12 protein-coding genes are annotated in these 16,103 nt (G+C 66.4%); 6 read left to right on the plus strand and 6 right to left on the minus strand.

Features of this window, described 5'->3' with window-relative positions:
- Nucleotides 1–23: 23 nt before the first annotated feature.
- Together EL249_RS06595 and EL249_RS06600 are read right to left on the minus strand one after the other, a co-directional pair.
- On the minus strand, nucleotides 24–929 hold the full coding sequence (locus EL249_RS06595; RefSeq protein WP_005673576.1) for a Fe(3+) dicitrate ABC transporter substrate-binding protein: 906 nt from the start codon (nucleotides 927–929) through the stop codon (nucleotides 24–26).
- Between the two features lie 270 nt (nucleotides 930–1,199).
- Entirely contained in the window at nucleotides 1,200–2,111 is a 912-nt protein-coding gene (locus tag EL249_RS06600) for a Fe(3+) dicitrate ABC transporter substrate-binding protein (RefSeq protein ID WP_197721578.1), read from the minus strand.
- 219 nt (nucleotides 2,112–2,330) lie between these two features.
- On the opposite strand from EL249_RS06600, the gene EL249_RS06605 reads away from it, so the two are divergent.
- On the plus strand, nucleotides 2,331–2,705 hold the full coding sequence (locus EL249_RS06605) for an MAPEG family protein (protein WP_005673574.1): 375 nt from the start codon (nucleotides 2,331–2,333) through the stop codon (nucleotides 2,703–2,705).
- Here EL249_RS06605 and bioB read toward each other — a convergent pair.
- The gene (gene bioB, locus EL249_RS06610) at nucleotides 2,625–3,692 is read right to left on the minus strand and encodes a biotin synthase BioB (RefSeq protein ID WP_005673573.1); all 1,068 of its coding nucleotides are present in this window, start codon (nucleotides 3,690–3,692) and stop codon (nucleotides 2,625–2,627) included. The genes EL249_RS06605 and bioB overlap by 81 nt on opposite strands.
- Nucleotides 3,693–4,334: 642 nt before the next feature.
- On the opposite strand from bioB, the gene EL249_RS06615 reads away from it, so the two are divergent.
- On the plus strand, nucleotides 4,335–5,162 hold the full coding sequence (locus EL249_RS06615) for a FecR family protein (RefSeq protein WP_083799494.1): 828 nt from the start codon (nucleotides 4,335–4,337) through the stop codon (nucleotides 5,160–5,162).
- Between the two features lie 33 nt (nucleotides 5,163–5,195).
- Nucleotides 5,196–5,954 (plus strand): DUF1439 domain-containing protein, encoded by a 759-nt coding sequence (locus EL249_RS06620; RefSeq protein WP_169311676.1) that lies wholly within the window; start codon nucleotides 5,196–5,198, stop codon nucleotides 5,952–5,954.
- Between the two features lie 7 nt (nucleotides 5,955–5,961).
- On the opposite strand, the gene EL249_RS06625 is transcribed toward EL249_RS06620, so the two are convergent.
- Nucleotides 5,962–6,786, minus strand: coding sequence for a MipA/OmpV family protein (locus EL249_RS06625; RefSeq protein WP_040529885.1), 825 nt, complete (start codon nucleotides 6,784–6,786; stop codon nucleotides 5,962–5,964).
- Nucleotides 6,787–7,060: 274 nt separating this feature from the next.
- Here EL249_RS06625 and EL249_RS06630 point away from each other — a divergent pair, with 274 nt between their 5' ends.
- Entirely contained in the window at nucleotides 7,061–8,932 is a 1,872-nt protein-coding gene (locus tag EL249_RS06630; RefSeq protein ID WP_005673566.1) for a putative bifunctional diguanylate cyclase/phosphodiesterase, read from the plus strand.
- An 81-nt stretch (nucleotides 8,933–9,013) separates the two neighbouring features.
- Nucleotides 9,014–9,703 (plus strand): ribose-5-phosphate isomerase RpiA, encoded by a 690-nt coding sequence (rpiA, locus tag EL249_RS06635; RefSeq protein ID WP_005673565.1) that lies wholly within the window; start codon nucleotides 9,014–9,016, stop codon nucleotides 9,701–9,703.
- Between the two features lie 165 nt (nucleotides 9,704–9,868).
- Here the strand turns inward: rpiA and EL249_RS06640 are convergent, their stop codons facing one another.
- Nucleotides 9,869–10,138, minus strand: a complete 270-nt coding sequence (locus EL249_RS06640) for an oxidative damage protection protein (RefSeq protein WP_005673564.1) — start codon at nucleotides 10,136–10,138, stop codon at nucleotides 9,869–9,871.
- Nucleotides 10,139–10,199: 61 nt separating this feature from the next.
- Complete coding sequence (gene argA, locus EL249_RS06645) at nucleotides 10,200–11,564, minus strand: amino-acid N-acetyltransferase (protein ID WP_126348119.1); 1,365 nt, start codon at nucleotides 11,562–11,564, stop codon at nucleotides 10,200–10,202.
- Between the two features lie 135 nt (nucleotides 11,565–11,699).
- Here argA and hrpA point away from each other — a divergent pair, with 135 nt between their 5' ends.
- On the plus strand, nucleotides 11,700–15,815 hold the full coding sequence (hrpA, locus tag EL249_RS06650; RefSeq protein WP_126348120.1) for an ATP-dependent RNA helicase HrpA: 4,116 nt from the start codon (nucleotides 11,700–11,702) through the stop codon (nucleotides 15,813–15,815).
- Nucleotides 15,816–16,103 lie beyond the last annotated feature (288 nt).

Raw genomic sequence — 16,103 nt, forward strand, 5'->3', positions numbered from 1 at the left:
CAGGAGCATGTTCTGGGCGATTCTCAGCGCTTCTTCTCCACGGCGGCCTTCACCTGCTCGACCATCAGGGCCGCTGCAGTCAGACCGCGCGACCGGGCCCAGAGCTCCGGATCCACGCTGATCAGCTGATCCTTCTTCGTGACCGTCAGCGCCTTCCACAGGGGTTGCTGCGCCCACTTGCGCACCACGCTTTCCTCGCGGTAGTGGGCGATGAACATCCAGTCCGGGTTCATGGCCAGCACGTGTTCCAGATCAATGTCGTAGATATCCTTGCCGCCATCGGCCTGGGGAACCTTGAAGCCCAGGGCCGCCAGCAGGCTGCCTGCGAACGTGTCCTGGGTATGCACGTCCAGCGTGTTCTCGCGTGAGGACCCGTACATGGCGGTCTGACCGTCGGGAATCTCCTTGGCGATGTCCTTCACCTTGGCCTGCAGCTGGCTGATCCGGGCCTGCATTTCCGTGGACTTGCCCACCACGTCGCCAATGGTCTGGTCCTGCTTCAGGATGTCGTTATAGCTTCCATAACGCGAATTCAGGAGCAACACCGGCGCGATCTTGCTCAGCTGACCATAGGCGGCGCGGTGACGGCTGGAATCGGCGATGATCAGGTCCGGCTTTAGCGCGGCGATGGATTCCATGTTGGGCTGCGATCGTGTGCCGACCGAGGTCCACGGCCTGATCAGGTCACGTACCGGCTGGATGACGCGGCTGGGCTGGTTGTCGTCGGCCACGCCCACCGGCGAGACGCCCACGTTGGCCAGCGCATCGACGAAGGAGAATTCCAGCGCCACGATGCGGGTCGGCACCTTGTCGAGCGTCAGCTCGCCCTGGTCGTCCTTGACCGTGATGGCGTGTGCTGCCGAAGCCAGGCTCAGACCAAGACCGAGAGCGAGCATTCCAGTCAGGTATTTGCGTCGATTGAGGGACATCGTGTGGTTTTCCTGTGGTGGCCCGCCCCATGAAAGGTCGGGCAGAAGAGGAAGGGCGGTGTCGTCATGTGCCTGCCGTCAGGCACCACCGGCATGACAGTAGCGGATTGTCGATGATGTTCCGTGTGTGTGGCAAGAATGACAATAATGCGTCGCAGGGGTATTCCTGTTGCATGTCGTGCCAGTCCAGCCCGCGGATCCATCGTCGACCATGCCCATGGCGCCGGTCGAAGGCGGATGTCGTGCCGTGGTCGGCGATCCGGGCGGGCCTCAGCGATGCTTCTCGACAGCCGCCTTCACCTGCTCGGCCATTCGCTGGGCAGCAAACAGCCCGCGCGACCGGGCCCACAGCTGTGAATCGACCGCCGTGACCTGCTGCTTGCGCGGTGCCGCCAGTGCCTGCCACAGGGGCTGCTTCTCCCACTTGCGCAGCACGCTTTCCTGTCGGTAGTGGGCAATGAACATCCAGTCCGGATTCATGGCCAGCAGGCTCTCCAGGCTGATGTCGTAGATCTCCTTGCCGTTCTGGGAGGGAGGCACCCGAAAGCCCAGTTCCATCAGCAGGCTGCCGGCAAAGGAAGCCTGGGAATGCACGTTGAGCGCATTCTCGCGCGAGGTGCCGAACATGGCGCTCTGTCCCTGGGGGACGATCCGGGCAATGGCTTTCATCTCGGCCTGCAGCTGGCCGATCCGTTCCTTCATCGGCTGCGACCGGCCCACCGCGTCAGCGATGGTCTGCGCCTGGGCCAGCAGCTCGGCGTAGGTGCCGTAGCGCGAGTTCAGCAGCAGCACGGGGGCAATCTTGCGCAGCTGGCCGTAGACCGCGCGATGCCGGCTGGTGTCGGCGATGATCAGGTCGGGCTTCAGCCCGGCGATGACCTCCATGCTGGGCTGCGAGCGCGTGCCCACCGAGGTCCATGGCTTGATCAGGCTGCGCATCGGCTCCTGGATCCGGTCGGGCTGTCCGTCATCGGCAATGCCCACCGGCGAGATGCCCACATTGGCCAGTGCATCGACGAAGGAATACTCCAGTGCCACGATGCGGGCGGGCGGCGTCTCGATCGTCAGCTCGCCCTGGTCGTCATGGATGGCGACGGCCCGTGCGGTACCAGGCGTCGCCAGACAGGCTCCCAGGCACAGGGCGGCCATCCCGGCCAGGCAATTGCGTCGGGTAGGGGACACGGCGGGACTCTCCAGAGGGATCCGGAAGGGATCGATGGATTGATCAGATAGCGGTAAGACAGGAAGGGGGGCGCAGCCGGCACGTGGCACTGCGGATGCAGCACCGGATGCGCTGGCCGCGATTGTTGACGATAATTAGTCTCCCTTGCAACATTCGGGAGATGTTGCCACCCCCTGGAGGCAATTGTTCCTCACCGATCGTCGGAGAACGCTACAGCCATGGCTTTCATCCATTTTCTCGCTCTGCTGGCGGTGCTGCAGTACCTGTATTTTGGCGTCCTGGTGGGGCGCGCCCGCCTGCGCTACCACGTCAAGGCGCCAGCCGTCACCGGCGACGAGAACTTCGAGCGCGCCTACCGGGTGCAGATGAACACCCTGGAACAGCTCATCATCTTCCTGCCCGCCCTGCTCATCGCCGGCCACTACGTCCCGGGCCTCTGGGTCTCGGCGCTGGGCGTTGCCTACCTGGTGGGACGCATGCTGTACGGCCGTGCCTACGTGCGGGATCCTGCGTCACGCGGACCGGGCTTCATCATTGCCATGGTCGCCAACGTCCTGCTGCTGCTCACCGGGCTGCTCGCCATCCTGTTCTGACTGCATCGGCAGCAGGTCCAGCTTCTGCATCAGCTGCCGGTCGGTGTCCTCTTCCGGGTTTTCCGTGGTCAGCAGCTTGTCGCCATAGAAGATCGAATTGGCGCCGGCCATGAAGCACAGCGCCTGCATGCTCTCCGGCATTTCCTGCCGGCCGGCCGACAGGCGCACCAGGCTCGTGGGCATCGTGATGCGCGCCACCGCAATGGTGCGCACGAACTCGGTCCAGTCCAGCGGCTCTGCATCGGCCAGCGGGGTGCCGGGCAGCCGCACCAGCTGGTTGATCGGCACCGACTCGGGCTGCGGGTCCAGGTTGGCCAGGCTGGCAATCAGCCCCGCCCGATCCTTGCGGGTCTCGTTCATCCCCACGATGCCGCCGCAGCATATCTTCAGCCCCGCGGCGCGCACCTTGCCCAGCGTGTTCAGCCGGTCGTCGAACTGGCGCGTGCCGATCACGTCGCCGTAGTGCTCGGGCGCCGTATCCAGGTTGTGGTTGTAATAGTCCAGGCCCGCTTCCTTCAGATCTTCGGCCATGCCTTCTTCCAGCAGACCGAAGGTGCCGCAGGTCTCCAGCCCCAGATCCTTCACGGCGCGGATCAGCTCCTGCAGCTTCTCGATGTCGCGTGGCTTGGGACCGCGCCAGGCAGCACCCATGCAGAAGCGGCTGGCCCCGCGTGACTTGGCCACCCGGGCACTGGCCAGTACCGTCTCCACATCCAGCAGCTTCTGGGCCTTCACGCCCGTGTCATAGCGGGCCGACTGCGGACAGTACGCGCAGTCCTCCGGGCATCCGCCCGTCTTCACCGACAGCAGGGTGGAGAGCTGGATGCGCTGCGCATCGAAATGCTGGCGGTGAACCGACGCCGCCTCGAAGACCAGATCCAGAAAGGGACGCTCGAACAGGGCCTCCACCCGACAGACGCTCCAGTAGGACAGTTCCGGGTGAGGCGTGGGACGCCGAAGGTTCAGGACAGATAGGGTGTCGTTCATGAGTCTTCCTCCTGGCTTCCAGGGTCGTGCCATGGGTTTCCGAGAGTCTACCGGAACGATCGGATGCCGGAAGCGGGCCCGCAGGCCGCGACATCCTCGGGTCTCATGGTCTGGCCGACCCAGGCACGGGCCGCCGGCAGCGATGATACAACATCGCATCATGCGCCAGATTCCGGAATCCCGTGAATGGCCGACACATCGGGCCAGTCCAGGGGAATGTTCATGGGGGGGGTCGGAGGTCATGTTGGCCTCGATCGGGTTGCACGTCGGACTTGCTCGGCCTCCCATCCATGGTGACCTGAAAGACGCGAGGGGCAGCAATCCTGCCGGAGCGTGGCGATTCCGCGAATTACGTTCTTGAAACAATTGATCACGCAACACGGGCTGTTGCGATCCTGCGTAACAGTCAGGTAAATCATTGACGAGTCATTGGCATTGACAGGCAAAATCACACGTGACTGCCGGATAATGTCGCCAGATTCAGATGATGAATGGCCCTGAGGCGGATGCCCATGGCCCGGCGCTTCCTCTTATCCCTGCTTTCATTTCCCGGAAAACACCGGGGTTGCGCACCATCTCCTTGCCGGGAACGTGGTACGCAAGACTCGGGTACTGCCCTGCGGGCAGCCGCTTTTCATTCCCATGATCAAGTTCAGATCAGCATCCTTTCCTGTCGCGCCTGCCAGCCGTGAAATCGGTCGCGCGCCTTCCCCCTCCGTTCCTCTGGCCTCGGCCGACAGCGCCTCACGACGACGCTTCGTCCGCCAGATGGGCATGCTTGGGGTGGCAGTGGCTTCGGCAGGGCTGGTCGATCATGGCACGGCATGGCGTCGCTGGATCGCCGACTATCGCACCGACATCGGCCAGCGCCGAGAGGTGGTGCTTGATGCCCACACCCGGCTGCTGCTCAACACCCGGACTGCCATCAACGTGGCCGATCGGGAAGACGGCCGCCATGTTCGCCTGCTCTCCGGTGAGCTGCTGGTGCAACAGGCTCCGGGGGCACGCCCCCTGGTCGTCGAGACGGCCGAAGGCCGCATCCGCAGTCAGGACGGCCGTCTGGTCGTCCGCCGGCTGGAACTCAGCACCACGCTCAACCTGCTGAACGGACAGGCGCAGGTCTTCGACGCGGGTGGCGAGCGTTCGCTCCAGGCTGCTCGGCGGGTCGTGCTCGGCACGGGCAGCCTGGCCCCGCTGCAACCCGTGCAGGAAGCTGAAGTGGCCTGGATCAATGGCCAGATCGTGGCCGACCACATGAAGCTGGCCGACTTCATCGACGAACTGCAGCGCTACAGCCCCGAACGGCTGCGCTATGACACCCGTGTCGCCAATCTGCTGGTCTCGGGCCGCTTCTCGCTGGCCGACGTGAAGGGTGTCTTCCACTGGCTCTCCAGCACGCTGCCGCTGCGGGTTGATGTGGTCGAGCATCGCTGGGGCTCGCCTTCGTTGCTCATCCGCGCACTGGGCTGATCATCACCACTGCGGGCTGCTATGATGCGCCCCATGAATCCTGTCATCCGGTCCTTCGCCCCCAGGCTGGCAGCGCTGGTCGTGTGTGTGGCCATCGGGGTGCTCTCGGTCCCGTCGCCGGCACAGGCCGAGCGGCGCGAGTTGCGTTTCACTGGCCCGCAGATCACCCGTCAGCTGGCGCCATCGTTCCCGTTGCGTCGCTGCCTGTTCGGTGAGCTGGCCTGCGTCCGGCTCACCCGGCCCGTCGTCCGCATGCAGGCCAATGACCCGCGCATCTTCGTCTCGGTGGACGTGGGCTTTCAGCCCGTGCCAGGACAGGCCAGTCAGAGCGGCAGCGCCCGCGTGGCCGGTCAACCCGCCTATGACCCGCAGGCCGGCGCCTTCTACCTGAAGCGCCCGCAGCTGCTGGATTTCTCCATGGAAGGCGTGCCGCCCGATCAGGCCCGCATGGTCGCCAATGTCATCTCCGGCATGCTGGCCGACGAATTCTTCAGCGAGCAGCCGCTCTGGGTGCTGGACGAGTCCGATCCCCGACAGGCCATGGCGCGCCTGTCACTGCGCAGCGTGACCGTGCAGCAAGGGGCGCTGGTCGTCACGCTGGGCGATGATGACGAACCCCTGGAGGACGATCCGGCCGACGAGATGCCCTCGCCGGGGCAGGGCAGCGGAAGCACGCCCGGATCGCGCAGCACACCCGGATCGCGCAGCACGCCCACCCCCAAGAGCCTGCCTCCTTCGCCATCCGCGCCGGAAGGCACCCCCGAGACGTCTTCCGAACCTGTCTGGCTCTGACCGGCGCTTACAGCGAGAACCGGTACGCAGCGCCCACCAGCAGGGAAGGCATCAGGTGGCGCTTGACGATCGGGCTGCGTGCGGCCGGCCCCGTCAGCCGCGTGGCACTGGCACGTGCCACCCAGATCCAGTGCTTGCTGGGCTCGCCCGTCAGACCCACGGAAACCCCGAACTCCCGCAGGCCCGAACCCGGGTCGTACAGCGGCAGGCCGCTGGCGGCATGTTCGCGCTCGCCGATGCCGTAGCTGTTGCGCAGCGAGTTGCTGTTGGCCCAGGTCACGCCTGCGTCGGCACTCAACAGAAGCCGCTTGCTCAGCGGGCGCTGCCAGCCGATGCCGAACGGAATCTCGAAGCCGCCCTGGCGACCCAGGATGTCGCCCACCAGCCGCGCCTGCAGCTGGATCGAGCGGGTCAGGTCGTATCGCAGCCGCAACCGCCCGATCAGCGTGCCGCGTAGCGGCTTGAGGCCCTTGGCCAGATCGTCCTCGTCCACGTCACGGCCCCGGTTGATCGACAGCCCCAGGCCGAAGCTGAAGCGGTCCAAGTGCCAGAGCGGCCCGGCCAGCCCCGTTTCCGAGACCCGGTTGCCCCGCACGCTGGCGCGCGTCACGCTGGAGCGGCTGATCGAATAGCCACGCCAGTCGATCCGTGCGGCCGGGGCAAAGGCGTGCCCCATCTTGTCCGATCCGCTGTACTCGGGCGAATAGTTGCTCACCAGCCCGATGACCAGGTGCACGCGATCGTCGTCCTCGCCAGGACGCCTCATGGTGTCGTCGGCCCGCGTTGCCGCCCGGGTGGCCTGCTGCGCGGGGGTCTGCTGTCCTTGCGACATCGCCGGACCGGCGGTAGCGCATAACAGACCGATCAGCAGCAGCCGGCCAGACAGGGGCAGGGGTTTGAGGCTATGTTTCGGGGCGAGAGTCATGGTGGCGTCCAGCGGGTGGCGTAGGGGTGCGGCACAGTCTGAAACCGTTTCGGTGCAAGCGCCGTTTGCGGCAGACGGACGGCTCACCGCAGCAGCCCGGACAGCCGGGCCACCCGGGCAAGGCGGGGTCCGCCTGCGATGGGGCCGCCATTTTTCCTGCAAAGTCGCTTTTGGGTATGTCATGGTGTTGAAAACAGCATTGGGCGAACTGCGTGTACTGCTGGTGGAGGACGATCCTGCCTGGCAGCACATGATCTCGGTAGGGCTGGGCGAGCGGGGTATCGACGTCCAGGTGACCGATCAGCTGTCCAAGGCCATCCCGCTGCTGGAGCGGATCATGCCCGATGCCGTCATGGTCGATGACTCCCTCTCCGACACGGATAGCGTCGCTTCGGTCCGGCACCTGCGCGAGGCCATCGGCAGCCGCCAGATCCCGATCATCGTGTTGTCCAACCATGACAACGACACGGGCTTCGGCAAGGCCCTGGCGGCCGGCGCCACCGATTACTGCCAGAAGTCCCAACAGTGGACCCAGCTGGCCGAGCGCCTGCTGCATGGTATCAATCTTGCCAAGGCCCAGGCAGCAAGTCCCGACAGTCCGGCTGCAGAAGGCGAGGGGGGCGGACGCGATTCGCTCTCCGAATCGCTCGATGCCTTCCGCAGCCAGCGCGAACAGGCCAACCGTGATCCGCTCACCGGCCTGTTCAGCCGGGCCGCCTTCATGCAGAAGGGCCAGATGTTGCTGCGCCGCCGCCGCCCTGCCGGCCACGTCGCCGCCATCATGATGCTCGACATCGACCGGTTCCGCCGCATCAACGAGGCCTTCGGCCAGCGTGCCGGCGACCGCGTGCTGCAGCACGTGGCCGACAGCCTGCGCCATGCCTTCCGCAACCTCACCCAGGCCGACCCTGCCAAGGCTGGCGACGACCTGGACATGCCCGACCTGCTGATCAGCCGGCTGACGGGCGATGAATACGCGCTGGTCTTCTCCAACCTGCCCAACGAGGATACCGCCCGCAAGGCCGCCGAGATCATCCAGGCCCACCTGCGTCGCGCCTTCCAGATCGACGGGCTGGACCTGATGCTGCGCACCTCCATCGGCACCGCCTGGTTCCCGCGCCACGGCCGCAATTTCGAGATGCTGCTGGCCAAGGCCGACGTGGCCATGAGCGTGGCGCGTCAGCAGGGGGGCAACCGCCTGCTGGTCTACGACGACGCCTATGGCGAACAGCTGCGCGGCGACTTCGAGCTGCAGTCGGCCCTGGCCACCGTGCTGGACCGCAACGAGCTGGTGCTCCACTACCAGCCCATCATCGACACCCGCTACAACCGCGTCGTCGGCGTCGAGGCGCTGATGCGCTGGATGCGCGGCTCGCAGATGCTCTCGCCCGGCAAGTTCATCCCGCTGGCCGAGGACAGTGGCCTGGACTTCCGCATGGGCGAATGGGCCATCTCCGAGGCCCTGCAGCAGCTGCGACGCTGGCAGCTGGCCGGCGTGCCCATCCCGGGCGTCTCGGTCAACGTCAGTGTCCGCCATCTGCGCCAGCCCACGCTGCTGCGTTCGGCACAGCAGGCCCTGGAAGCCACCGAGATACCCGCTTCGGCGCTCACGCTGGAGCTGACCGAAATCGACGTGATGCGCGACATCGAGAACGTCCTGCCTACCTTGTGGGAACTGAAGAAGGCCGGCATCCGCATCGCGCTGGACGACTTCGGCTCGGGCTTCTCCTCGGTCTCTTACCTGACCCGCATGCCGGTCGACACCCTCAAGATCGATCGCGTCTTCATCAGCGAGCTGGAAAACGACGTCGGTCAGCTCAAGGTCGTGCGCAGCATCATCGCGCTGGCCGGTGCCCTGGACCTGCAGATCATCGGCGAGGGCGTCGAGCGCACCGAAGAGATGACCACCCTGCAGAAGCTGGGTTGCCAAGACCTGCAGGGCTATCTCTTCAGCAAGCCCATGACGGCCGCCCAGCTTGAGCGCTGGCTCATGGAGAACCCGTCACTGCACGGTCTGGGCCGGGTTCCCGAGAGCAGCGCCGTGCCGGGCTGATCCGGATGTGTCAAAGTCGCGCATGAAACCGCAAAGCGTTACGATACCGCCTGTCACAATACGCACAGAGGCGGTACACGCATGGACGCGGCAGAAAGAAAGGCGCGACAGGACGAGTTGAAGAAAGCGGCGGCCGAGAAGGCCCTCGAATGGCTCACGCCGGGCCAGGTGGTGGGCGTCGGCAGCGGCTCCACCGTGGGCTTCTTCATCGAGGCGCTGGGACGGCACCGGCAGGACTTCCCGCAGGCCGTCTCCAGTTCGCTGCGCAGCACCGAGCTGCTGCGCGAGGCCGGCATCGAGGTGCTGGATCTCAACCAGATCGACGAGATCGGCTGCTATGTCGATGGCGCCGATGAAGTGGACCCCGGCTTCGCCCTCATCAAGGGGGGCGGTGGCGCGCTCACCCGCGAGAAGATCGTTGCTCAGGCTTCGCGCCACTTCGTCTGCATCGTCGACGAGACCAAGTACGTGCCCGTTCTGGGCCAGTTCCCGCTGCCGGTGGAGGTGGTGCCCATGGCGCTGCATCTCGTTGGCCGCCAGCTCGAGGCGCTGGGGGGCACCGTGCGCGAGCGCAACGGCTACATCACCGACAACGGCAACCCCATCCTGGACGTCTCGGGCCTGCAGATCCACGATCCGGTCGCCCTCGAAGAGACCATCAACCAGTGGCCGGGCGTCGTCACGGTGGGGCTGTTTGCCCGCCGTCGTCCCGAGACCGTGCTGCTGGCCACCATGGACGGCGTGCAGGTGCTGGGCCAGCCCGCGGCCTGAAGCCGGCCTGCGGTCTGAAACGACACAGGGCCGCGGTTGCGGCCCTGGACGGGATCGTGCGGTGCAACGGCACCACAAAGTGGCGGGTCGGTTCATGCCGGTGGTCCGCCAGCGGCCCATCCGGTCATGCCGGAAAGTTCCAGCATGACCGGATTCAGGCCGGCATCACTGTTGCGGTACGTAACCCGCCGGCCGGTCGGCGCCGTCCCCGAAGAAATAGTTCTCCATCTGCTGCGCCAGGTACTTGCGCGCACGGATGTCGGCCAGGTTCAGCCGGTTCTCGTTCACCAGCATCGTCTGGTGCGAGATCCAGCCGGCCCACGCTTCCTTCGAGACGTTCTCCCAGATGCGCTGGCCCAGTTCGCCGGGGTAGGGCGGACGGTCCAGGCCTTCGGCTTCCTTCTTCAGCTTGATGCAGTTGACCATACGTGCCATGGCAATGACTCCAGATAAGGGCTGAGAACCGCCGAATGGTACCGCGTTCGTCGTACCCGGCCTACAGCGTCTTCAGCAGCACCTGGGAACGCCGCTGCCAGTTGTACAGATTGCGACGGCTGCCCGGCAGGTCGTCCACCGACCCCATCACGAAGCCCCGCTTCAGGAACCAGTGCGCCGTGCGCGTGGTCAGCACGAACAGCCGCGTGATGCCGGCCTCGCGGGCCCGCTGCTCGATGCGCTGCAGCAGCCGCTCGCCATCGCCCTGGCTCTGCACCGTCGGGTTGACGGCCAGACAGGCCATCTCGGCCATCCGCTCCTCGGGAAACGCATACATCGCCGCACAGCCGAAGATCACCTGATCGTGCTCGATCACCGTGAAGTTGCCGATCTCGGCCTCGATCAGCGCCCGATCGCGCTTGACCAGCGTGCCGTCGGCCTCCAGCGGCTGGATCAGCGCCAGAATGCCGCCCACGTCGTCGATGGTGGCTTCGCGCAGCGCCTCCAGCGTTTCCTCCACCACCATCGTGCCCACGCCGTCGTGCAGGAAGAACTCCAGCAGCACCGACCCGTCCACCGCAAAGGGCACAATGTGTGAACGCGCCACGCCGCCCTCGCAGGCCTTCAGCGCCGCCGAAAGATAGATGCGCAGTGGCAGTGTCAGGTCGTCACGGGCCAGCAGCGCCCGGGCCCGCGCCTCCGAGATCTCTGTCTGGATGCGGCCGTCGTCACCGTGCACACCCGGCACCTCGGCCAGGAACACCAGCTTGTCGGCATCCAGTGCCATGGCCGTGGCCGCTGCCACCTCTTCCATAGCCAGGTTGAAGGCCTCGCCCGTGGCCGAGTGGCCAATGTTGGACAGCAGCACGATCTGCTGATTGTCCAGCGCTCGCTGGATGGACACCGCATCCACCTTGCGAACCACCCCGCTGTAGACATGGTCCACCCCGTCCACGATGCCCACCGGCCGTGCCAGCGTGAAATTGCCCGACACCACCCGGATCCCGGCATTGGCCATCGGCGTGTTGGGCAACCCCTGCGAGAACCCCGCCTCCATGTCGTAGCGGATCGCGCCGGCCGCTTCCTTCGCGCATTCCAGTGCCACCGCGTCGGTGATGCGCAGACCGTTGTGGTATTGCGGTGCCTGCCCGCGCAGCCGCAGCTGCTCGTTGATCTGTGGCCGGCAGCCATTGACGATCACGATGTGGATGCCGATCGAGTGCAGCAGGCTCAGATCCTGGATCAGCGCATTGAGCGCGCCGCCGGTGGCCGCCATCTCGCCTGGAATGCCCACCACGAAGGTCTGTCCCCGGAACTTGTGGATGTAGGGGGCTACCTGTCGCAGCCAGTCCACGAACTGCCGGTGCTGTTCGGGCAGCCGTTCGGGGGCAGGCAGGCTGGGGGGGGAAGGGGGTGGAAAGGACATCGGGTCACCCATCGAAATACCGGTCGGGGGCCCCATCATACCCATCGTACCCAGGGTCGCAAAGCCGCGGAATCCCGCGTATCCGGGGTGCGGCACGCTCCGCCGCCCCGGTCCCGTGCCTTCTATAATCCCGCCGTGAATACCCCCAAAGCCCCGTCCATGCCCGATTCCCGGGTCCCCGCTGCCATCCGGTCCGTCATCGACGCCTTGCCCGTCACCGAGCACCGGGCCCGCATTGTCGAAGCCATCCGCAACCACCGCGTGGTCATCGTCTCCGGCGAGACCGGGTCGGGCAAGACCACCCAGCTGCCCAAGTTCTGCCTGGAGGCCGGCCAGGGCGTGCGCAACGACCGCACCCGCCGGGGCGGACTCATCGGCCATACCCAGCCGCGCCGCATTGCCGCCAGCAGTGTCGCCACCCGTATTGCCGAAGAAATGGGCACGCCGCTGGGCACCGATGTCGGCTACAAGATACGCTTCAACGAGAAGGTCTCGCCGGGCACCCGCATCAAGCTGATGACCGACGGCATCCTGCTGGCCGAAAGCCAGCGTGACCGCCTGCTCTCGGCCTACGACACCCTCATCATCGACGAGGCGCACGAGCGCAGTCTCAACATCGACTTCCTGCTGGGCTACCTCAAGCAGCTCATCGATGGCCCGCGCCGCGATGACCTCAAGCTCATCATCACCTCCGCCACCATCGACGCCGCCCGCTTTGCCGAGCACTTCGGTGAACCCGGACGGCCCGCACCCGTCATCGAGGTCTCGGGGCGCCTGTATCCGGTCGAGGTCCGCTATCGGCCGCCGGAAGACATGCAGGCCGAAGACGAGGACGACGAGACCGACCTGCCGTCGGCCATCGAGACCGCCGTGCGCGAGCTGTGGAACGAGAAGCCCGGCGACGTGCTGGTGTTCCTGCCCGGCGAGCGCGAGATCCGCGAGACGGCCGAGCACCTGCAGCGTGCCGTGGCGCGCGGCGGCGCAGGCCGGGGGCAGGGCGGCCGCAGCCGGGCCGATCTGCTGCTGGCCAGTGCCGAGATCGTGTCCCTCTATGCCCGTCTGCCTGCTGCCGACCAGCAGCGCGTCTTCAACCCCGGCAACGCCCCGCGCATCGTGCTGGCCACCAACGTGGCCGAGACCTCGCTGACGGTCCCGCGCATCCGCTACGTCATCGATTCGGGCCTGGCGCGCATGCTGCGCTACCGCATCCGCGGCAAGGTCGACCAGCTCCTCATCGAGCCCGTCTCGCGCGCCGCCGCCAACCAGCGTGCCGGACGCTGCGGCCGGGTGGCCGAAGGCGTCTGCATCCGCCTGTTTGGCGAAGACGACTTCCAGAACCGCCCCGCCTTCACCGACCCCGAGATCCTGCGCTCGTCGCTGGCCTCGGTCATTCTGCGCATGAACGCGCTGGGCCTGTCCGAAGTCTCGGCCTTCCCGTTCCTGGACCGGCCCTCGCCCAAGGCCATCGCTGATGGCTATGCCCTGCTCAACGAACTGGGCGCCATCGACGATCGCCAGCGGCTCACCCCCATCGGTCGCCAGCTGGCACGCCTGCCGGTCGACCCGCGCCTGGCACGCATGCTGCTGGCCGGCCATCGCACCGGCTGCCTGGCCGAGGTCCTGATCATCACGGCCGCCCTGTCCGTGCAGGACCCGCGTGAACGCCCACCCACGGCCCAGCAGGCAGCCGACCAGGCGCACGCCCGCTTCAACGTGCCGCAGTCCGACTTCCTGTCCTGGATCCGGCTGTGGCGCTACTGGCAGGAGCAGCAGGCCGGCCGCAAGCAGCGCGGCGAATCGCACCGTGCGCTGGCCAACCGCATCGGGCGTGAGTTCCTGTCCATCCGCAAACTGCGTGAATGGGCCGATGTCATCGGTCAGCTCACCGAGCTGGTGCGCGGACTCAATTGGCAGATCAACACCGACGAAGCCGCGCCTGACGTCATCCATCGCGCACTGCTCACCGGTCTGCTGGGCAACGTCGCCCACCGCCTGCCCGAAGGGCCGGGCTGGCAGGGCACGCACCAGCAGAAATTCGTGCTGCATCCGTCGTCCATCCTCAACCGTCGCCAGCCAAAGGCCGAGGGTGGAAAGCCTGCTGCCCCGCAGAATGCCAAGGGCGCCCGCTGGTTGATGGCGGCCGAACTGGTCGATACCGGCCGCCTGCAGGCGCGCACCGCCGCCGCCATCCGCCCGGAATGGGTCGAATCCGCTGCTGGCGACCTGATCCAGCGTTCGTGGAGCAACCCACACTGGGAAAAGAACAGTGGCAAGGCCATGGCACACGAGCGGGGCGTGCTCTACGGCCTCGTGCTCTACACCGCCCGGCGCGTGCCCTATGAAAAGGTCGATCCGGCCGAATCCCGACGACTGATGATCCGCGACGGCCTGGTCACCGGCGAATGGCCCGTCGATGCCGACTTCATCCGCCACAACCGCAAGGTCATCGCCGATGTCGAGCGGCTGGAGCACAAGATCCGCCGTCCCGACCTGCTGGTCGACGAGGAATCGCTGGCAGCCTGGTTCGACGCCCAGGTGCCCGCCGGGATCTGCAATGCCCGGGACCTGCAGCAGTGGTACCGCGAGGCTGTCAAGGCTGATCCTGGACTGCTGAAGCTCTCTCGTGAGGCACTGCTGAAGAAGGACGCCGACGGTGTGGACGAGGCGCGCTTTCCGCGCCTGCTGCGCATGCGGGGTGTCGACTTCACGCTGTCCTATCACTTCGAGCCCGGTGCGGCCGATGATGGCGTCACGCTCACCGTGCCGCTGCATGCGCTCAACCAGGTCGATGCCGATCGCTGCGAATGGCTGGTGCCCGGCATGCTGGCCCAGAAGGTCTCGCTGCTCTTCAAGTCGCTGCCACAGCGCTGGCGCCGCCACCTGCTGCCGCTCGATGGCACGGCCGCCGAATTCCTCGACAGCCTGAGCACCGGCAAGGCATCGGCCGGCGAAACCGATTCCGCGCCGGCGGAAACCGGAGCCGGCCACCGCGACATCGTCATCCCGTCCGGAACGCCGCTCATCGATGCGCTTCTGGAATTCCTGCGCGTCAAGGGCGGCTGGCGGCTGGCAGCCACCGATTTCCGGCTGGAGAACATTCCCGCCCACCTGCAGATGAACTTCCGGCTGGTCAATGAGCACGGCCGGGTGCTGGCCGTCTCGCGCCACCTGTCCGAGCTGCAGGCCGCCTATGGCTCGCAGGCCCAGTCCGCCTTCCAGAACGAGTTCTCGCGCATTGCCGCGCAGATGCGCGGGCGTGCTGCCAAGGAACCCGCGTCGTCCCCGAAGGCAGGCAATGCATCCCCCGGAAAGGCATCCGAGGGGGCACCGGCCGGCCGTGCCGAGGGCAGCAGGGCGGCTGGTGCCGACACCGTCATGCGTGCTGGCCAGCGCCACACCCGCTGGGACTTCGGAACGCTGCCCGAACTGCTGGAGCTGCAGACCACCGGTGGCGAGCGGCTGGTGGGCTTTCCGGCGCTGCTGGACAAGGGCGATGCCGTCGAGATCACCGTCTACGACGATCCGGCCGTGGCCGAGCGTCACCACCGACAGGGCGTAGTGCGGCTCTTTGCTCTCGCCATGAACGAGGCCCTGAAATCGCTGGCGCGCGACGTGAAGAAGAACGCCAGCCTGGAACTGGGCTTCAACGCGTTGCCGGGCAGCGGCGGCAAGTCCGCCCCGCTGGCCGAGCAGCTGGCGCAGGCCGCCATCATTCGTAGCTTCCTGCAGGATGGCCTGCCCCAGGATGACGCCCAGTTCCAGAAGGCGCTGGCTGACGGCCGGCCCCGCATGCTGCTCACCGCCCAGGAGCTGGCCCGCCTGCTTCAGTCCATCGTCACCGAACATGGCCAGATCCGCCGCAAGCTCACCGGCCTGCGTGCCGACCGGTCCGCGCTCGACGACATCGAGGCGCAGCTGGCCGCGCTGTTCCCACCGGGTTTCCTGCATCAGGTCGGCTACGAGCATCTCCAGCACTATCCGCGCTACCTGAAGGCCGTCGTCATGCGGCTGGACAAGCTGCGTGAAGATCCCGCCCGCGACAAGGCGCTGCAGGCCTCCATGGTGCCGCTGCTGCAACGCTGGCGTCAGTGGCAGCGCGACATCGGTATGCAGCTCGACCGTGAGGCCGAATCCTTCCGCTGGATGCTCGAAGAGCTGCGTGTCTCGCTGTTTGCCCAGAGCCTGCGAACGCCCATGCCGGTCTCGGTCAAGCGACTCACCAAGGTGCTGGATCAGCGGGACGGGCGCTGAACCGGGGCGGGACAGGCCAGTGTCCCGCCATGCACGCGCCGCGGGCTGCATGGCGGCTTGCCCGGTGCAGGGCAGAGGGCTTCCGCAGGGGTTTCATGTTGTTTCATGCAAACACACGCCCCCTTGTGGAAGCCGGGTTTACCCGGGGGCCGCTTGCCGTTCATCCGCACAGAAGCGCCGTTCCGCCAGCCCGGCAGACGGCAGCGCACTTCGCCCGTCTGACCGGTAGCGCCAGGGCTGTTCATTTGTCTGCGGCCCGGCTCTAATGACAGGCTGAAGAAAAGACCG

The sequence above is a fragment of the Lautropia mirabilis genome, from assembly GCF_900637555.1.
GTDB classification, from domain to species: Bacteria; Pseudomonadota; Gammaproteobacteria; order Burkholderiales; family Burkholderiaceae_E; genus Lautropia; species Lautropia mirabilis.